This is a genomic window from Staphylococcus sp. HMSC36A10 (assembly GCF_001838845.1).
GTDB classification, from domain to species: Bacteria; Bacillota; Bacilli; order Staphylococcales; family Staphylococcaceae; genus Staphylococcus; species Staphylococcus aureus.
In genome coordinates this window covers 243,928-264,549 of record NZ_KV839122.1, presented here as the reverse complement: position 1 = coordinate 264,549, position 20,622 = coordinate 243,928, and the positions used below count along the sequence as shown (strand labels likewise).

The following is a 20,622-nucleotide window of genomic DNA, read 5'->3' as shown; positions in this document are numbered from 1 at the left end:
AATAAAACTAGGAGGAAATTTAAATGTTAGAATTTGAACAAGGATTTAATCATTTAGCGACTTTAAAGGTCATTGGTGTAGGTGGTGGCGGTAACAACGCCGTAAACCGAATGATTGACCACGGAATGAATAATGTTGAATTTATCGCTATCAACACAGACGGTCAAGCTTTAAACTTATCTAAAGCTGAATCTAAAATCCAAATCGGTGAAAAATTAACACGTGGTTTAGGAGCAGGAGCTAATCCTGAAATCGGTAAAAAAGCTGCAGAGGAATCTCGTGAACAAATTGAAGATGCAATCCAAGGTGCAGACATGGTATTTGTTACTTCTGGTATGGGTGGCGGAACTGGTACTGGTGCAGCACCAGTCGTTGCTAAAATTGCAAAAGAAATGGGCGCATTAACTGTTGGTGTTGTAACTCGTCCATTTAGTTTTGAAGGACGTAAACGTCAAACTCAAGCTGCTGCTGGAGTAGAAGCTATGAAAGCTGCAGTAGATACATTAATCGTTATACCAAATGACCGTTTATTAGATATCGTTGACAAATCTACGCCAATGATGGAAGCATTTAAAGAAGCTGACAACGTGTTACGCCAAGGTGTACAAGGTATTTCAGACTTAATCGCTGTTTCTGGTGAAGTAAACTTAGACTTTGCAGACGTTAAGACAATTATGTCTAACCAAGGTTCTGCATTAATGGGTATTGGTGTTTCTTCTGGTGAAAATAGAGCGGTAGAAGCTGCTAAAAAAGCAATCTCTTCTCCATTACTTGAAACATCTATCGTTGGTGCACAAGGTGTGCTTATGAATATTACTGGTGGCGAGTCATTGTCATTATTTGAAGCACAAGAGGCTGCTGATATTGTCCAAGATGCTGCAGATGAAGACGTTAATATGATTTTCGGTACAGTTATTAATCCTGAATTACAAGATGAGATTGTTGTAACAGTTATTGCAACTGGTTTTGATGACAAACCAACATCACATGGTCGTAAATCTGGTAGCACTGGATTCGGAACAAGCGTAAATACTTCTAGCAATGCAACTTCTAAAGATGAATCATTCACTTCAAATTCATCAAATGCACAAGCAACTGATAGTGTAAGTGAAAGAACACATACAACTAAAGAAGATGATATTCCTAGCTTCATTAGAAATAGAGAAGAAAGACGTTCAAGAAGAACAAGACGTTAATCGGTTAATATATATACACAAATAATTCAACACAAATCATCAGATAACATATCTGATGATTTTTTTACTAATTTTTAGAACATGTAGAAGGACATTTAAGTTTTTCAAAGTTATTAAAAGTGTTTAAGTATCGTGTGAAAATTAAGTCAAAAATTATTTGCGCAACATTTTAACTTTAAACATAAATGTTATATTATATAATTATTAACTTTGTACAGTTAGACGAAGATAATTTAAATGAAATGATGGTGACGATCGAGTGAATGATAATTTTAAAAAGCAACCGCATCATTTAATATATGAAGAGTTATTACAACAAGGTATTACTCTAGGTATTACAACTAGAGGAGATGGTTTAAGTGACTATCCTAAAAATGCTTTTAATATGGCGAGATATATTGATGATCGCCCATATAATATTACTCAACATCAATTGCAATTAGCTGAAGAAATTGCGTTTGATAGAAAAAATTGGGTGTTTCCCATTCAAACACATGAAAATAAAGTCGCTTGTATTACAAAGGATGATATAGGCACAAATATAGACACTTTAACTGATGCGCTTCATGGTATTGATGCGATGTACACATATGATAGTAATGTCTTATTAACGATGTGTTATGCAGACTGTGTACCAGTATATTTTTATAGTACAAAACATCATTTTATTGCATTGGCCCATGCAGGGTGGCGTGGTACCTATACTGAAATTGTAAAAGAAGTGCTAAAACATGTGAACTTTGATTTGAAAGACTTACATGTCGTTATTGGACCATCTACATCATCAAGTTATGAAATTAATGATGATATTAAAAGTAAATTTGAAACATTGCCAATTGATAGTGCCAACTATATTGAAACTAGAGGACGAGATCGTCATGGTATTGATTTGAAAAAAGCCAATGCTGCATTATTAAATTATTATGGTGTTCCTAAAGAAAATATTTATACGACAGCGTATGCTACATCTGAACATTTAGAATTATTTTTCTCTTATCGATTAGAAAAAGGTCAAACAGGACGCATGTTAGCATTCATTGGTCAACAGTAAACAAGGAGGAGATATGCTTGCGTGTGAAAGATAATTTACAACAAATCTCAACACAAATTAATGACAAAAGTGAAAAAAATAATTTTTCAACAAAACCAAACGTGATTGCAGTTACAAAATATGTTACAATAGAGCGAGCTAAAGAAGCGTATGAGGCTGGAATAAGACATTTTGGTGAGAATAGATTGGAAGGCTTTTTTCAAAAGAAAGAAGCATTACCATCAGATGCGGTGATCCATTTTATAGGATCATTACAATCTCGAAAAGTTAAGGACGTTATAAACGACGTAGATTATTTCCATGCTTTAGATCGATTGAGCTTAGCCAAAGAAATTAACAAACGTGCAGAACATAAAATTAAATGTTTCTTGCAAGTGAACGTTTCGGGAGAAGCTTCTAAACATGGTATTGCTTTAGAAGATGTTGATCAGTTTATAGATGATCTTAAAAAATATGACAAAATCGAAATTGTAGGTTTAATGACGATGGCACCATTGACAGATGATGAAGCATATATTAGATCGTTATTTAAACAGTTACGTTTGAAAAAAGAAGAAATACAACGACTCAATTTAGAATATGCGCCTTGTGATGAATTATCAATGGGAATGAGTAATGACTATCTTATTGCAGTTGAAGAAGGTGCGACGTTTGTTAGAATTGGGACTAAACTTGTAGGAGAAGAGGAGTGAGCCACTTGGCTTTAAAAGATTTATTTAGTGGATTTTTTGTAATAGATGATGAAGAGGAAGTAGAAGTACCTGACAAACAACAACAGGTCAATGAAGCGCCAGCAAAAGAGCAGTCACAACAAACAACAAAACAAAACGCAATCAAATCAGTCCCTCAAAAATCTGCATCAAGATATACAACAACGTCAGAAGAAAGGAATAACCGTATGTCTAATTATTCAAAAAATAATTCACGTAATGTTGTAACTATGAACAATGCTACACCAAACAATGCATCACAAGAAAGTTCAAAAATGTGTTTATTCGAACCACGTGTTTTTTCAGATACACAAGATATTGCTGATGAGCTTAAAAACCGCCGTGCGACACTTGTCAATTTACAACGTATTGATAAAGTATCAGCGAAAAGAATTATTGATTTTTTAAGCGGTACTGTTTATGCAATCGGTGGAGATATCCAACGTGTAGGTACTGATATTTTCTTATGTACGCCTGATAATGTGGAAGTAGCTGGAAGCATTACAGACCATATTGAAAATATGGAACATTCATTCGACTAAGGAGTTAACATATGGATATAAATGTGCTAGCTACAATATTTAAATTTATCCTTTTTGTTGTTGAAATTTATTATTTCGGCATGATTATATATTTCTTTACATCTTGGGTACCAAGTATTAGAGAAACTAAGATAGGTTATTTTTTAGCGAAAATATATGAACCTTTCTTACAACCATTTAGAAAAGTAATTCCACCTATTGGAATTATCGACATATCATCAATCGCTGCAATTTTCGTTTTAGTATTATTCCAAAAAGGGTTACTCCAAATCTTTAATTGGATTTTAATTCAATTACAATAAATTAAGCGACATAACGAGGCAAGGGTACATGATACTTTAGCCTCGTTTTTGATATGTATTTTTCTGAATATAAGGGCAATAGATGGTATTTTATAATTTTTTTAAGGTAGTGATTAACATAGATATTTATCAACACTTTAGACAGGAAGAATACGAATTAATTGATCAGCTAACGGATAAATGTGATCAAGCGGAACAGCATTATGCACCAGTATTAACGCATTTTTTAGATCCAAGAGGGCAATATATATTGGAAGTGATTTGTGGCAGTTATGAAGATTTAAACGTATCTTTTTATGGTGGACCTAATGCTGAAAGAAAAAGAGCAATCATTTCGCCGAACTATTATGAACCTAAAGAAAGCGACTTTGAATTAACTTTAATGGAAATAGATTATCCTGAAAAATTCGTCACTTTAAAACATCAACATATTTTAGGGACATTAATGTCTTTAGGTATCGAACGCGAACAAGTTGGAGATATAATTGTGAATGAACGAATTCAATTTGTTTTGACAAGTAGATTGGAATCATTTATTATGTTAGAATTACAACGTATTAAAGGCGCATCAGTTAAACTTTATACTATTCCAGTAACAGATATGATACAATCTAATGAGAATTGGAAAAATGAAAGTGCAACAGTTAGTTCTTTAAGGTTAGATGTTGTTATTAAAGAAATGATACGTAAATCACGTACGATTGCGAAACAACTAATCGAAAAAAAACGTGTTAAAGTGAATCACACTATTGTTGATTCAGCAGATTTTCAATTACAAGCAAATGATTTAATATCCATCCAAGGTTTTGGTAGAGCACACATTACTGACTTAGGTGGTAAAACTAAAAAAGATAAAACGCACATTACCTATAGAACATTATTCAAATAGTAATGATTTAAGGAGGATAACAAATGCCTTTTACACCAAATGAAATTAAGAATAAAGAGTTTTCACGTGTAAAGAATGGTTTAGAACCTACTGAAGTTGCTAATTTTTTGGAGCAACTAAGCACTGAAATTGAACGTCTTAAAGAAGATAAAAAACAACTTGAAAAAGTAATCGAAGAGAGAGATACTAATATTAAGTCTTATCAAGACGTGCATCAATCTGTAAGTGATGCTTTGATACAAGCTCAAAAAGCTGGTGAAGAAACTAAGCAAGCTGCAGAAAAACAAGCTGAAGCGATTATAGCTAAGGCAGAAGCGCAAGCTAATCAAATGGTTGGTGACGCGGTAGAAAAAGCACGCCGTTTAGCATTCCAGACTGAAGATATGAAACGTCAATCAAAAGTATTTAGATCGCGTTTCCGTATGTTAGTTGAAGCGCAATTAGACTTATTAAAAAACGAAGATTGGGATTACTTGTTGAATTATGATTTAGACGCTGAACAAGTGACGCTTGAAAATATTCATCATTTGCATGAAAATGATTTAAAGCCAGATGAAGTTGCAGCAAATGCACAAAATAATGCATCAAATACATCAGACAATAATCAACAATCCAATGATTCAGAAACAACTAAGAAGTAAGAATTAAATAAAGACAGACGCGTAATATACATTTAACTTTTCACAGCGAATTAGGTAATGGTGAGAGCCTAGTAAAAGCATGTATGTTATATCACTGGCTTTTTAATATTTAAATAATGTAATGAGAGAACTCTAAGTTGAGTTAATAAGGGTGGTACCGCGAGCAATCGTCCCTTTTAATTTAACTTAGAGTTTTTTAAATTTTTAAGGAGTGAAAAAAATGGATTACAAAGAAACGTTATTAATGCCTAAAACAGATTTCCCAATGCGAGGTGGTTTACCAAACAAGGAACCGCAAATTCAAGAAAAATGGGATGCAGAAGATCAATACCATAAAGCGTTAGAAAAAAATAAAGGTAACGAAACATTCATTTTACATGATGGCCCACCATATGCGAATGGTAACTTACATATGGGACATGCCTTGAACAAAATTTTAAAAGACTTTATTGTACGTTATAAAACTATGCAAGGGTTCTATGCACCATACGTACCAGGTTGGGATACACATGGTTTACCAATTGAACAAGCATTAACGAAAAAAGGTGTTGACCGAAAGAAAATGTCAACAGCTGAATTCCGTGAGAAATGTAAAGAATTTGCTTTAGAACAAATTGAATTACAGAAAAAAGATTTTAGACGTTTAGGTGTTCGTGGTGACTTTAATGATCCATATATTACATTAAAACCTGAATACGAAGCTGCACAAATTCGTATTTTTGGAGAAATGGCAGATAAAGGTTTAATTTATAAAGGTAAAAAGCCAGTTTATTGGTCTCCTTCAAGTGAGTCTTCATTAGCAGAAGCAGAAATTGAATATCACGATAAACGTTCAGCATCAATTTACGTTGCATTTGACGTTAAAGATGACAAAGGTGTCGTTGATGCAGATGCTAAATTTATTATCTGGACAACAACGCCATGGACAATTCCATCAAATGTTGCGATTACCGTTCATCCTGAATTAAAATATGGTCAATACAATGTAAATGGCGAAAAATATATTATTGCAGAAGCCTTATCTGACGCTGTAGCAGAAGCACTGGATTGGGATAAAGCATCAATCAAATTAGAAAAAGAATACACAGGTAAAGAATTAGAGTATGTTGTAGCACAACATCCATTCTTAGACAGAGAATCGTTAGTGATTAATGGTGATCATGTTACTACAGATGCTGGTACAGGTTGTGTACATACAGCACCAGGTCACGGGGAAGATGACTATATTGTTGGTCAAAAATATGAATTACCAGTAATTAGTCCAATCGATGATAAAGGTGTATTTACTGAAGAAGGCGGCCAATTTGAAGGGATGTTCTATGATAAAGCTAATAAAGCCGTTACTGATTTATTAACAGAAAAAGGTGCACTATTAAAATTAGACTTTATTACACATAGCTATCCACACGACTGGAGAACAAAAAAACCTGTAATCTTCCGTGCTACACCACAATGGTTTGCCTCAATCAGTAAAGTAAGACAAGATATTTTAGATGCAATCGAAAATACAAACTTCAAAGTAAATTGGGGTAAAACACGTATTTACAATATGGTTCGTGACCGTGGCGAATGGGTTATTTCTCGTCAACGTGTGTGGGGTGTACCGTTACCAGTATTTTATGCTGAAAATGGCGAAATTATCATGACGAAAGAAACAGTGAATCATGTTGCTGATTTATTTGCAGAACACGGTTCAAATATTTGGTTTGAAAGAGAAGCGAAAGACTTACTACCAGAAGGATTTACACATCCAGGCAGCCCTAACGGTACATTTACTAAAGAAACAGACATTATGGACGTTTGGTTTGATTCTGGTTCATCACACCGTGGCGTGTTGGAAACAAGACCGGAATTAAGTTTCCCAGCGGATATGTATTTAGAAGGTAGTGACCAATATCGTGGTTGGTTCAACTCTTCTATCACAACTTCAGTTGCTACAAGAGGAGTATCACCTTATAAATTCTTACTTTCTCATGGTTTTGTTATGGACGGTGAAGGTAAGAAAATGAGTAAATCTTTAGGTAATGTGATTGTACCTGACCAAGTGGTTAAACAAAAAGGTGCTGATATTGCGAGACTTTGGGTAAGTAGTACGGACTATTTAGCTGATGTTAGAATTTCTGATGAAATTTTAAAACAAACATCTGATGTTTATCGTAAAATCAGAAATACATTAAGATTTATGTTAGGTAACATTAACGATTTCAATCCTGACACAGATAGCATTCCTGAATCAGAGTTATTAGAAGTGGATCGTTACTTGCTAAATCGTTTACGTGAATTTACTGCAAGTACGATTAACAACTATGAAAACTTTGACTACTTAAATATTTATCAAGAAGTTCAAAACTTTATCAATGTTGAGTTAAGTAATTTCTATTTGGATTACGGTAAAGATATTTTATATATTGAACAACGAGATTCTCATATCCGTCGTAGTATGCAAACAGTGTTATATCAAATTTTAGTTGATATGACGAAGTTGTTAGCACCAATCTTAGTGCATACAGCTGAAGAAGTTTGGTCTCATACACCACATGTTAAAGAAGAAAGTGTTCACTTAGCAGACATGCCTAAAGTTGTAGAAGTAGATCAAGCTTTATTGGATAAATGGCGTACATTTATGAATTTACGTGATGATGTGAACCGTGCATTAGAAACTGCTCGTAATGAAAAAGTTATTGGTAAATCATTAGAAGCTAAAGTTACGATTGCTAGTAACGATAAATTTAATGCATCTGAATTCTTAACTTCATTTGATGCATTACATCAATTATTTATCGTGTCACAAGTTAAAGTTGTAGATAAGTTAGATGATCAGGCAACAGCTTATGAACATGGTGATATTGTCATCGAACATGCAGATGGTGAAAAATGTGAAAGATGTTGGAACTATTCAGAGGATCTTGGTGCTGTTGATGAATTGACGCATTTATGCCCACGATGCCAACAAGTTGTAAAATCACTTGTATAATTGAAATTGTATAAAGTACTCATACAGATGATATAAATTAAAGCTCTCTTCATAATCATGTTGTAGTTTTTGTTGACATGATGAAGAGAGTTTTTTTGTGAATAAAAAAAATGACCAAGTTACCGGTCATATGTGTAAAAAAATGTGTGATTTACTAAAATAAAAATTATTCAGGAATGGTACAAATTCTCTGAAGCTTATAAATGCGTTATAGTTGATATTCTCAATTATGTTCGCGATAATTTTAAGTAAAAGTAAGCACAGATATTGAATTTGATAGGAGTTAATTGAATGTATCATAACAGTAACGCAAACTTTGTCAATGGTATCACTTTAAATGTGAGAGATAAGAATGAATTAAAGCCATTTTATGAGGACGTATTAGGATTAAATATTATAAATGAGACATTAACATCGATACAATATGAAGTAGGTCAAAATAATCATGTCATTACACTTGTTGAATTACAAAATGGACGTGAACCTTTAATGTCCGAAGCGGGACTGTTTCATATCGCAATTAAACTACCTCAAATTAGTGATTTAGCTAATTTACTAATTCATTTAAGCGAATATGATATTCCAGTTAACGGAGGTATACAGCCTGCTTCGTTATCATTATTTTTTGAAGACCCAGAAGGAAACGGTTTTAAATTTTATGTTGATAAAGACGAAGCGCAATGGACGAGGCAAAATGATTTAGTAAAAATTGATATTAGACCATTAAATGTACCGAGATTAGTGAGTCATGCAACAAAATTGTTATGGTTAGGTATTCCAGATGACGCTATTATAGGTGCATTGCATATTAAGACAATTCATTTATCAGAGGTAAAAGAGTACTACCTCGATTATTTTGGATTAGAGCAATCGGCATATATGGATGATTATTCAATATTTTTAGCATCGAATGGCTATTATCAACATTTGGCCATGAATGATTGGGTATCAGCAACGAAACGTGTAGAAAATTTTGATACGTATGGATTAGCAATTGTTGACTTTCATTATCCTGAAACAACACATTTAAATTTACAAGGTCCGGATGGTATCTATTATCGCTTTAATCATATCGAAGTTGAAGATTAGTATATACTTTGAATGGACGAACCATATAATGAATCGTTTTTAATGATCTTTTTATACAAGTTATGAAGGAGGCTGGGACATTAAGTTCTTTAGGCAATGTAAAAAGCTGATTTCTATTAATTATTTGATAGAAATCAGCTTTTTTGATATGTATTTTATAATGTACAGCTCGTTGAGCTGCTATTTTCCTTATATTAAGTGCCATTAATACAAAACCTAGCTCTCGTTTAACTTTATTTATTCCTCGAACTGACATTCGAGTGAAACTCAAAATAGCCTACTTTCTTAAATTAACAATATCTATTCTCATAGAATTTGTCCAATTAAGTGTAGACGATTCATGTCTTATTTTTTTAAAGTATTTAAAAGTAAAATTACATGTTAATACGTAGTATTAATGGCGAGACTCCTGAGGGAGCAGTGCCAGTCGAAGACCGAGGCTGAGACGGCACCCTAGGAAGGGACCCATCATCAAAAATTCTATTTATAGAATTTTACAGTAATGTGCCAGATGGGCATAGCGAAGCCATTCAATACGAAGTATTGTATAAATAGAGAACAGCAGTAAGATAATTTTTAATTAGAAAATATCTTACTACTGTCTTTTTAGGGATTTATGTTCCAGCCTGCTTTCCTAATTTTTAATGTCATCTTAAATATGATAAATGAATAATTAAGTTCATATTTAATGTCAAAACATAGTAGTTTATCAAGTATTGAGTGAGTAACATTAGATTTAATGTAATATGCTTACTTTTTTTATTAGCAGGTGTAAGCTATAATATAAAGAGTTGTCTTATGGACGATTGATTGGAGGAACGAAAATGCACAAAAAATATTTTATTGGCACTTCCATTTTAATAGCAGTATTTGTCGTTATATTTGACCAAGTTACTAAATATATTATAGCTACTACAATGAAAATTGGAGATTCATTTGAAGTGATACCGCACTTTTTAAACATAACATCACATCGAAATAATGGTGCTGCATGGGGAATATTGAGTGGAAAAATGACATTTTTCTTTATTATTACCATTATTATATTAATAGCCTTAGTATATTTCTTTATTAAAGATGCTCAATATAATTTGTTTATGCAAGTTGCTATTAGTTTACTTTTTGCAGGTGCACTTGGAAACTTTATTGATAGAATTTTAACAGGAGAAGTTGTTGACTTTATTGATACAAATATTTTTGGTTATGATTTTCCAATATTTAATATCGCAGATTCAAGTTTAACAATTGGTGTAATATTAATTATTATTGCCTTATTAAAGGATACTTCCAATAAAAAGGAGAAGGAGGTTAAGTAATGGAGACTTATGAATTTAACATTACAGATAAAGAACAAACAGGTATGCGTGTAGATAAGTTGCTGCCTGAATTAAATAGTGATTGGTCTCGTAACCAGATACAAGATTGGATTAAAGCAGGTTTAGTCGTTGCAAACGATAAAGTTGTTAAATCTAATTATAAAGTGAAACTTAATGATCATATAGTTGTCACTGAAAAAGAAGTGGTTGAAGCTGATATTCTACCTGAAAATTTAAATTTAGATATTTATTATGAAGATGACGATGTTGCAGTTGTATATAAACCGAAAGGCATGGTAGTTCATCAATCACCAGGGCATTATACCAATACATTAGTTAATGGTTTAATGTATCAAATTAAAAATTTGTCAGGTATTAATGGAGAAATTCGTCCAGGTATTGTTCACCGTATAGATATGGATACTTCTGGTTTATTAATGGTTGCTAAAAATGATATTGCTCATCGTGGGCTTGTAGAACAATTAATGGATAAATCTGTTAAAAGAAAATATATCGCTTTAGTTCACGGGAATATTCCTCATGATTACGGTACAATCGATGCGCCAATTGGTAGAAACAAAAATGATCGTCAATCTATGGCTGTTGTTGATGATGGTAAGGAAGCAGTGACACATTTTAACGTACTAGAACATTTTAAAGATTATACGCTTGTTGAATGTCAACTTGAAACAGGACGTACGCATCAAATCCGTGTGCACATGAAATATATTGGCTTCCCATTAGTTGGTGATCCAAAGTATGGACCGAAAAAGACATTGGATATTGGTGGTCAAGCTCTACATGCTGGACTTATTGGATTCGAACATCCAGTAACAGGTGAATATATTGAAAGACATGCTGAATTACCACAAGACTTTGAAGATTTATTAGATACAATTCGAAAAAGAGATGCATAATTGTGTTGTGCTATAATTACGATAACATTATTATGTAAACTATAAGTATTTATCGTTTTCGTTTTTTTAAAATGAAAACACATTATAAAATAGATTAAGGTTAACATTTTTACTGAGATCGGTTAATTTTTCAATATAGATTGACAAAGCGCCTTATTAGTATTATCCTTATAACAGTTTAAGTACAACATAAAGAGTCTTTAATTGAGCGTCCAGAGAGACGTCAAAGACATGAAAATATAGATATATACTAAAATGATCATAACACTTTCACATATGCAAGAATAAGTAGTAATACTACGATTCTTCTATGTAAATAGGCTGATTGTATATACTAAACCTCATGTCGATATTAAAGACATGAGGTTTTTTGTTTCTAAATTTTGAAAGGGTGAGAATATGTCTGAACGTATCATAATGGATGATGCCGCAATACAACGTACAGTGACGAGAATCGCTCACGAAATTTTGGAGTATAACAAAGGTACTGATAATTTAATTCTTTTAGGTATCAAAACAAGAGGTGAATATTTAGCGAATCGTATACAAGATAAAATTCATCAAATTGAGCAACAACGTATACCTACTGGAACAATTGATATTACATACTTTAGAGATGATATAGAGCACATGTCATCACTTACGACAAAAGACGCAATAGACATCGACACAGATATTACAGATAAAGTAGTCATCATTATTGATGATGTGCTGTATACTGGTCGAACGGTTCGTGCTTCACTTGATGCTATTTTGCTAAATGCTAGACCTATTAAAATTGGTTTAGCTGCTTTGGTTGATCGAGGACATCGTGAGTTACCAATTCGAGCAGATTTTGTTGGTAAAAATATACCTACTTCTAAAGAGGAAACGGTAAGTGTCTATTTAGAAGAAATGGATCAAAGAAATGCAGTTATAATTAAATAATACCCCTTTTAATTCAGTACGAGAGACTGAAAAAGGTGGGGGAGTTGAATGATAAATAAGTTTTCATATGCTTGTTTATCTAATAATACCCTCATGTTCGACAACTATAAGTCAATTTCTATGGACGAAAATGACTTGTAGCAACTTGTCACACTTTTTGTCTCTTTACATATACTGATGTAAAGAGATTTTTTTATTATCGGAGGAAATGAATATTATGCAAAATGATGAAATGTTTGAACGAACAGTAAAACCTGTACTAGATGTAAATGAAAAACCACAACCAGCGCAATGGGCATTTTTAAGCTTACAACATTTATTTGCGATGTTTGGCGCAACAGTACTAGTACCATTCTTAACAGGACTACCAATATCCGCAGCGTTACTAGCTTCGGGAATCGGTACATTACTTTATATCTTAATAACGAAGGCGCAAATACCAGCATACTTGGGATCTAGCTTTGCATTTATCACACCAATTATCACGGGATTAAGTACGCATAGCTTAGGAGACATGCTTGTAGCATTATTCATGAGTGGTGTTATGTACGTCATCATCGGAATTCTAATCAAATTAAGTGGGACAGCATGGTTAATGAAATTATTACCACCAGTTGTTGTTGGACCAGTCATCATGGTAATTGGTTTAAGCTTAGCGCCTACTGCAGTCAATATGGCAATGTATGAAAATCCTGGAGATATGAAAGGTTACAATATCAGTTTCTTAATTGTTGCAATGATAACCTTGCTTGTAACAATAGTCGTTCAAGGATTTTTTAAAGGATTCCTATCTTTAATTCCAGTACTTGTAGGTATTATCGTAGGTTATGTGGTAGCGATTTTTATGGGGATTGTGAAATTTGATGCAATTATGTCAGCAAAATGGATAGATTTCCCTCATATTTATCTGCCATTTAAAGATTATGTACCTTCATTTCACTTAGGACTTGTACTTGTAATGATTCCGATTGTGTTTGTAACAGTAAGTGAACATATTGGGCACCAAATGGTATTGAATAAAATCGTAGGTAGAAACTTCTTTGAAAAGCCAGGACTTGATAAATCAATCATTGGTGATGGTGTTTCTACAATGTTTGCCAGTATTATTGGTGGACCACCAAGTACAACATACGGTGAAAATATCGGTGTATTAGCGATTACAAGAATATACAGTATTTACGTCATTGGTGGTGCAGCAGTTATAGCAATTGTTTTAGCATTCATTGGTAAGTTCACTGCATTAATTTCTTCTATACCTACACCAGTTATGGGAGGAGTATCTATATTACTTTTCGGTATTATTGCAGCAAGTGGCTTAAGAATGTTAGTTGAAAGCAAAGTAGATTTTGCGAACAATCGAAATTTAGTTATAGCTTCTGTAATTTTAGTTGTAGGTATCGGTAATTTAGTATTTAACTTAAAAGAAATTGGTATCAACCTTCAAATTGAGGGGATGGCATTAGCTGCACTTTCAGGAATTATTTTGAACTTAATCTTACCTAAAGAGAAAAAACAAAACAATTAAGATTTACAAATTAAGGAGGGCGCTTTTATGAATCATTTATTATCAATGGAACATTTATCTACAGATCAAATATACAAACTTATCCAAAAGGCAAGTCAATTTAAATCTGGTGAACGTCAACTACCAAACTTTGAAGGGAAATATGTCGCAAATTTATTCTTTGAAAATTCTACTCGAACAAAATGTAGTTTTGAAATGGCAGAACTTAAGCTAGGGTTAAAAACGATTAGCTTTGAAACATCAACATCATCTGTTTCAAAAGGTGAATCTTTATATGACACATGTAAAACTTTAGAAAGTATTGGCTGTGATTTATTAGTCATTAGACATCCGTTTAATAACTACTATGAAAAATTAGCGAATATTAACATCCCAATTGCGAATGCTGGTGATGGTAGTGGACAACATCCAACACAAAGTTTACTTGATTTAATGACGATATATGAAGAATATGGATATTTTGAAGGCTTGAATGTATTGATTTGTGGAGACATTAAAAATTCACGTGTCGCACGTAGTAATTACCATAGTTTAAAAGCATTAGGTGCAAACGTAATGTTTAATAGCCCAAATGCTTGGATTGATGATTCTTTAGAAGCACCTTATGTAAATATAGATGATGTTATAGAAACAGTAGATATAGTTATGTTGTTAAGAATTCAACATGAAAGACATGGGCTTGCAGAAGAAACTAGATTTGCAGCAGATGATTATCATCAAAAGCATGGCTTAAATGAAGTGCGCTATAACAAATTACAAGAACATGCTATTGTTATGCATCCGGCACCTGTGAATAGAGGAGTAGAAATACAAAGCGATTTAGTAGAAGCTTCAAAATCAAGAATTTTTAAGCAAATGGAAAATGGCGTTTACTTAAGAATGGCAGTCATTGATGAATTATTAAAATAGGTAAGGGGACGAAAATGATGAAATTAATTAAAAACGGTAAAGTATTACAAAATGGAGAATTACAACAAGCAGATATTTTAATTGATGGTAAGGTAATTAAACAAATTGCACCTGCAATTGAACCAAGCAATGGTGTTGACATCATAGATGCGAAAGGTCACTTTGTGTCACCTGGATTTGTCGATGTTCATGTTCATTTACGTGAACCTGGTGGTGAATATAAAGAGACAATTGAAACTGGTACTAAAGCTGCTGCTAGAGGCGGATTTACAACTGTATGTCCAATGCCTAACACAAGACCGGTACCAGATTCTGTAGAACATTTTGAAGCTTTACAAAAATTAATCGATGACAATGCTCAAGTACGTGTATTACCTTATGCTTCAATTACAACACGTCAATTAGGTAAAGAATTGGTTGATTTCCCAGCACTAGTAAAAGAAGGTGCCTTTGCGTTTACAGATGACGGTGTAGGAGTACAAACTGCAAGCATGATGTATGAAGGCATGATTGAAGCTGCAAAAGTAAACAAAGCCATCGTAGCACACTGTGAAGATAATTCATTAATCTATGGTGGTGCAATGCATGAAGGGAAACGCAGTAAAGAGTTAGGTATACCAGGTATTCCAAACATTTGTGAATCTGTTCAAATCGCAAGAGATGTACTATTAGCTGAAGCAGCAGGTTGTCATTATCATGTATGTCATGTTTCTACTAAAGAAAGTGTTAGAGTCATTCGTGACGCTAAACGCGCAGGCATTCATGTTACAGCTGAAGTTACACCACACCATTTATTGTTAACAGAAGATGATATTCCTGGTAATAATGCCATTTATAAAATGAATCCACCATTGAGAAGTACTGAAGATAGAGAGGCTTTGTTAGAAGGGTTACTAGACGGTACAATTGACTGTATCGCAACAGACCATGCACCACATGCACGTGATGAAAAAGCACAACCAATGGAAAAAGCACCATTCGGAATTGTTGGTAGTGAAACAGCATTCCCATTATTATATACGCATTTTGTAAAAAATGGTGATTGGACATTACAACAATTAGTAGATTACTTAACAATTAAACCATGTGAGACATTTAATTTAGAATACGGCACATTAAAAGAAAATGGTTATGCAGATTTAACAATCATTGATTTAGATAGTGAACAAGAAATTAAAGGAGAAGATTTCTTATCAAAAGCAGATAATACACCATTTATCGGCTATAAAGTTTATGGAAATCCGATCTTAACAATGGTTGAAGGCGAAGTTAAATTTGAGGGGGATAAATAATATGCAAAGCAAACGTTATCTAGTGTTAGAAGACGGTTCTTTTTACGAAGGCTACCGTTTAGGATCTGATAACTTAACTGTAGGAGAAATTGTATTTAATACAGCTATGACAGGTTATCAAGAAACTATTTCAGATCCATCATATACAGGTCAGATCATTACTTTTACGTATCCATTAATCGGTAATTATGGTATCAATAGAGACGATTTTGAATCATTAGTACCTACATTAAACGGTATTGTAGTGAAAGAAGCGAGTGCGCATCCAAGTAATTTTAGACAACAAAAGACACTTCATGACGTTTTAGAATTGCATCAAATTCCAGGGATTGCAGGTGTTGATACAAGAAGTATTACGCGTAAAATTCGACAACACGGTGTGTTAAAAGCTGGTTTTACTGATCGAAAAGAAGATATTGATCAACTTGTCAAACATTTACAACAAGTAGAATTACCTAAAAACGAAGTAGAAATCGTTTCGACTAAAACACCGTATGTTTCGACAGGTAAGGATCTAAGTGTCGTACTTGTAGACTTTGGTAAGAAGCAAAATATTGTTCGAGAATTAAACGTCAGAGGTTGTAACGTCACAGTTGTACCATATACAACTACTGCCGAAGAAATTTTAGCAATGGCTCCAGATGGCGTTATGCTATCAAACGGACCAGGTAATCCTGAAGTTGTAGAATGTGCGATTCCAATGATTCAAGGAATTTTAGGGAAAATTCCGTTCTTTGGTATCTGTCTAGGACATCAACTTTTTGCATTATCTCAAGGAGCAAGCTCATTTAAAATGAAGTTTGGTCATCGTGGTGCGAACCATCCAGTTAAAAATTTAGAGACTGGAAAAGTTGATATTACGAGTCAAAACCATGGATATGCAATAGATATAGATTCGTTAAAAAGTACTGATTTAGAAGTTACTCATCTTGCATTAAATGATGGTACTGTAGAAGGTTTAAAACATAAAACATTACCAGCATTTTCTGTTCAATACCATCCTGAAGCAAATCCAGGACCGTCAGATTCAAACTATCTATTTGATGATTTTGTAGCAATGATGACTAATTTTAAGGAAAAGGAGCGTCATATCAATGCCTAAACGTAATGATATCAAAACAATTTTAGTAATAGGGTCTGGGCCAATTATCATAGGTCAAGCAGCTGAATTTGATTATGCTGGAACACAAGCATGTCTAGCTTTAAAAGAAGAGGGATATCGAGTTATTCTTGTAAATTCAAATCCAGCGACAATCATGACTGATAAGGAAATTGCGGATAAAGTATATATCGAACCGTTAACTCATGATTTTATAGCGCGAATTATACGTAAAGAGCAACCTGACGCTTTACTTCCAACTTTAGGTGGTCAAACAGGTTTAAACATGGCGATTCAACTACACGAAAGTGGTGTGCTTCAAGATAATAACGTCCAATTATTAGGAACTGAGCTAACATCAATTCAACAAGCAGAAGACCGTGAAATGTTTAGAACATTAATGAATGATTTAAACGTTCCTGTACCAGAGAGTGACATTGTAAATACAGTAGAGCAAGCCTTTAAATTCAAAGAGCAAGTGGGATACCCGCTAATTGTTAGACCGGCATTTACGATGGGTGGTACCGGAGGCGGTATTTGTCATAATGATGAAGAATTACATGAAATCGTCTCAAATGGTCTTCATTATAGTCCAGCAACGCAATGTTTATTAGAAAAATCTATCGCAGGTTTTAAAGAAATCGAATACGAAGTAATGCGTGATAAAAACGATAATGCCATCGTTGTATGTAACATGGAAAATATTGATCCAGTTGGTATTCATACTGGCGATTCAATTGTTGTGGCTCCTAGTCAAACATTATCAGATGTTGAGTATCAAATGTTACGTGATGTTTCATTAAAAGTTATTCGAGCTTTAGGTATCGAAGGTGGTTGTAATGTTCAATTAGCATTAGATCCCCATTCATTCGATTATTATATTATAGAAGTAAATCCGCGTGTATCACGTTCATCAGCGTTAGCTTCAAAAGCAACAGGATATCCTATTGCAAAATTAGCTGCTAAAATCGCGGTTGGTCTAACATTAGATGAAATGTTAAATCCAATTACAGGAACATCTTATGCAGCGTTTGAACCAACTTTAGACTATGTGATTTCAAAAATACCAAGATTTCCTTTTGATAAATTTGAAAAAGGAGAACGAGAGCTTGGCACACAAATGAAAGCAACAGGTGAAGTTATGGCCATTGGTCGAACTTACGAAGAATCATTGTTAAAAGCAATTCGATCACTTGAGTATGGTGTGCATCACTTAGGATTACCAAATGGTGAAAGCTTCGATCTTGATTATATTAAAGAACGTATTTCACACCAAGATGATGAACGATTATTTTTCATCGGCGAAGCAATTAGAAGAGGGACAACATTAGAAGAAATTCATAATATGACTCAGATTGATTACTTCTTCTTACACAAGTTCCAAAACATTATTGATATTGAGCATCAATTAAAAGAGCATCAAGGTGATTTAGAATATCTTAAATATGCAAAAGATTATGGATTTAGTGATAAAACAATAGCGCATCGCTTTAATATGACGGAAGAAGAAGTATATCAATTGCGTATGGAAAATGATATTAAACCTGTTTACAAGATGGTTGATACTTGCGCAGCTGAATTTGAATCTTCAACACCATATTATTATGGTACATACGAAACTGAAAATGAATCCATAGTTACTGACAAAGAAAAAATCTTAGTATTAGGCTCTGGACCAATTCGAATCGGCCAAGGTGTAGAATTTGACTATGCGACAGTTCACGCCGTTTGGGCAATTCAAAAAGCAGGGTACGAAGCGATAATTGTGAATAACAATCCAGAAACAGTTTCAACAGACTTCTCAATTTCTGACAAATTATACTTTGAACCTTTAACTGAAGAAGATGTGATGAATATCATTAATTTAGAAAAACCTAAAGGTGTCGTTGTACAATTTGGAGGACAAACAGCGATTAATTTAGCAGACAAATTGGCTAAACATGGTGTTAAAATACTTGGTACTTCACTAGAAAATCTAAATCGTGCTGAAGATAGAAAAGAATTTGAAGCACTATTAAGAAAAATTAACGTGCCACAGCCACAAGGGAAAACAGCTACATCACCTGAGGAAGCATTAGCGAATGCTGCAGAAATCGGATATCCGGTTGTAGTAAGACCTTCTTATGTATTAGGTGGTCGCGCAATGGAAATTGTAGACAATGACAAAGAGTTAGAAAACTATATGACCCAGGCTGTAAAAGCGAGTCCGGAACATCCGGTACTAGTCGATAGATATTTAACTGGTAAAGAAATTGAAGTTGATGCGATTTGTGATGGAGAAACGGTCATTATTCCAGGAATCATGGAACATATTGAACGTGCTGGTGTACATAGTGGTGACTCAATCGCTGTATATCCGCCACAAACTTTGACAGAAGACGAGTTAGCAACACTTGAGGACTATACTATAAAATTAGCTAAAGGTTTAAACATCATTGGCTTAATCAACATTCAATTCGTTATAGCTCACGATGGTGTATATGTTTTAGAAGTAAACCCACGTTCTAGTAGAACGGTACCATTCTTAAGTAAAATTACTGATATTCCAATGGCACAATTAGCTATGCGAGCAATCATTGGGGAAAAACTAACAGATATGGGTTATCAAGAAGGGGTTCAACCATATGCTGAGGGTGTCTTTGTGAAAGCACCGGTATTTAGTTTTAATAAATTGAAAAATGTTGATATTACTTTAGGACCTGAAATGAAGTCAACAGGTGAAGTGATGGGGAAAGATACTACATTAGAAAAGGCGTTATTCAAAGGGTTAACAGGTAGTGGCGTTGAAGTTAAAGATCACGGTACAGTATTAATGACCGTCAGTGACAAAGATAAAGAGGAAGTTGTTAAATTGGCACAACGCTTAAATGAAGTTGGCTATAAAATTTTAGCAACGTCTGGAACAGCTAATAAATTAGCTGAGTATGACATACCTGCAGAAGTAGTAGGCAAAATTGGTGGCGAAAATGATTTATTAACACGTATTCAAAATGGTGATGTTCAAATCGTTATAAATACAATGACTAAAGGTAAAGAAGTAGAAAGGGATGGCTTCCAAATTAGACGTACTACAGTTGAAAATGGTATTCCATGTTTGACATCTTTAGATACAGCTAATGCCTTAACGAATGTAATTGAAAGTATGACATTTACAATGCGTCAAATGTAAATCAATCAAACTGTATCGGTGGGGCTGTAATTAACCATTTACTTAAAGAAGTTTATATTACAGCCTCATTATTT

The 20,622-nt window shown here is 33.7% G+C and carries 17 protein-coding genes and 1 pseudogene; 17 read left to right on the top strand and 1 reads right to left on the bottom strand.

The genetic code is table 11. The annotated features are described in order from the left end of the window. Positions 1–23: 23 nt before the first annotated feature. From ftsZ to HMPREF3247_RS10330, 9 genes are all read left to right on the top strand, one after another. On the top strand, positions 24–1,196 hold the full coding sequence (ftsZ, locus tag HMPREF3247_RS10370; protein ID WP_000888997.1) for a cell division protein FtsZ: 1,173 nt from the start codon (positions 24–26) through the stop codon (positions 1,194–1,196). A 259-nt stretch (positions 1,197–1,455) separates the two neighbouring features. Continuing rightward, positions 1,456–2,247 carry a peptidoglycan editing factor PgeF gene (gene pgeF, locus HMPREF3247_RS10365; protein ID WP_000999345.1) on the top strand — a complete coding sequence of 264 codons (792 nt, stop codon included), beginning with the start codon at positions 1,456–1,458 and terminating at the stop codon, positions 2,245–2,247. A 23-nt stretch (positions 2,248–2,270) separates the two neighbouring features. Further along, positions 2,271–2,939 (top strand): YggS family pyridoxal phosphate-dependent enzyme, encoded by a 669-nt coding sequence (locus HMPREF3247_RS10360; RefSeq protein WP_001548498.1) that lies wholly within the window; start codon positions 2,271–2,273, stop codon positions 2,937–2,939. Further along, positions 2,936–3,499 (top strand): cell division protein SepF, encoded by a 564-nt coding sequence (locus HMPREF3247_RS10355; RefSeq protein ID WP_000018608.1) that lies wholly within the window; start codon positions 2,936–2,938, stop codon positions 3,497–3,499. Before HMPREF3247_RS10360 ends, HMPREF3247_RS10355 begins: the two co-directional genes overlap by 4 nt. An 11-nt stretch (positions 3,500–3,510) precedes the next feature. Continuing rightward, positions 3,511–3,801, top strand: coding sequence for a YggT family protein (locus HMPREF3247_RS10350; protein WP_000354110.1), 291 nt, complete (start codon positions 3,511–3,513; stop codon positions 3,799–3,801). Positions 3,802–3,910: 109 nt separating this feature from the next. Next, complete coding sequence (locus tag HMPREF3247_RS10345; RefSeq protein ID WP_001805409.1) at positions 3,911–4,690, top strand: YlmH family RNA-binding protein; 780 nt, start codon at positions 3,911–3,913, stop codon at positions 4,688–4,690. Positions 4,691–4,713: 23 nt separating this feature from the next. Next, positions 4,714–5,331, top strand: coding sequence for a DivIVA domain-containing protein (locus HMPREF3247_RS10340; protein WP_001117066.1), 618 nt, complete (start codon positions 4,714–4,716; stop codon positions 5,329–5,331). Between the two features lie 220 nt (positions 5,332–5,551). Further along, on the top strand, positions 5,552–8,305 hold the full coding sequence (gene ileS, locus HMPREF3247_RS10335; protein WP_000384691.1) for an isoleucine--tRNA ligase: 2,754 nt from the start codon (positions 5,552–5,554) through the stop codon (positions 8,303–8,305). A 291-nt stretch (positions 8,306–8,596) separates the two neighbouring features. Further along, positions 8,597–9,394: a VOC family protein gene (locus HMPREF3247_RS10330; protein ID WP_000274855.1), complete on the top strand. Its 798-nt coding sequence runs from the start codon at positions 8,597–8,599 to the stop codon at positions 9,392–9,394. Here the strand turns inward: HMPREF3247_RS10330 and HMPREF3247_RS14985 are convergent. Beyond that, positions 9,369–9,671, bottom strand: a pseudogene (locus tag HMPREF3247_RS14985) (IS5/IS1182 family transposase); the annotation flags it as partial. The gene HMPREF3247_RS10330 and the pseudogene HMPREF3247_RS14985 sit on opposite strands and share 26 nt — an antisense overlap. A 547-nt stretch (positions 9,672–10,218) precedes the next feature. Between HMPREF3247_RS14985 and lspA the strand changes: the two are divergent. The 8 genes from lspA (at position 10,219) to carB (ending at position 20,548) form a co-directional block, all read left to right on the top strand. Further along, entirely contained in the window at positions 10,219–10,710 is a 492-nt protein-coding gene (gene lspA, locus HMPREF3247_RS10320) for a signal peptidase II (RefSeq protein ID WP_000549207.1), read from the top strand. Then, entirely contained in the window at positions 10,710–11,627 is a 918-nt protein-coding gene (locus HMPREF3247_RS10315; protein ID WP_070866237.1) for an RluA family pseudouridine synthase, read from the top strand. The genes lspA and HMPREF3247_RS10315 overlap by 1 nt, the downstream gene beginning before the upstream one ends. A gap of 399 nt (positions 11,628–12,026) precedes the next feature. Then, positions 12,027–12,554 carry a bifunctional pyr operon transcriptional regulator/uracil phosphoribosyltransferase PyrR gene (gene pyrR / locus HMPREF3247_RS10310; protein WP_000003870.1) on the top strand — a complete coding sequence of 176 codons (528 nt, stop codon included), beginning with the start codon at positions 12,027–12,029 and terminating at the stop codon, positions 12,552–12,554. A gap of 217 nt (positions 12,555–12,771) precedes the next feature. Further along, positions 12,772–14,079 carry a uracil-xanthine permease family protein gene (locus HMPREF3247_RS10305; RefSeq protein ID WP_001178619.1) on the top strand — a complete coding sequence of 436 codons (1,308 nt, stop codon included), beginning with the start codon at positions 12,772–12,774 and terminating at the stop codon, positions 14,077–14,079. A gap of 27 nt (positions 14,080–14,106) precedes the next feature. Next, entirely contained in the window at positions 14,107–14,988 is an 882-nt protein-coding gene (locus HMPREF3247_RS10300) for an aspartate carbamoyltransferase catalytic subunit (protein ID WP_001016166.1), read from the top strand. 17 nt (positions 14,989–15,005) lie between these two features. Beyond that, positions 15,006–16,280 carry a dihydroorotase gene (locus HMPREF3247_RS10295; RefSeq protein WP_000767028.1) on the top strand — a complete coding sequence of 425 codons (1,275 nt, stop codon included), beginning with the start codon at positions 15,006–15,008 and terminating at the stop codon, positions 16,278–16,280. 1 nt (position 16,281) lies between these two features. Beyond that, positions 16,282–17,382 (top strand): carbamoyl phosphate synthase small subunit, encoded by a 1,101-nt coding sequence (locus HMPREF3247_RS10290; RefSeq protein ID WP_001190913.1) that lies wholly within the window; start codon positions 16,282–16,284, stop codon positions 17,380–17,382. Continuing rightward, positions 17,375–20,548: a carbamoyl-phosphate synthase large subunit gene (gene carB, locus HMPREF3247_RS10285; protein WP_001126264.1), complete on the top strand. Its 3,174-nt coding sequence runs from the start codon at positions 17,375–17,377 to the stop codon at positions 20,546–20,548. The genes HMPREF3247_RS10290 and carB overlap by 8 nt, the downstream gene beginning before the upstream one ends. Positions 20,549–20,622 lie beyond the last annotated feature (74 nt).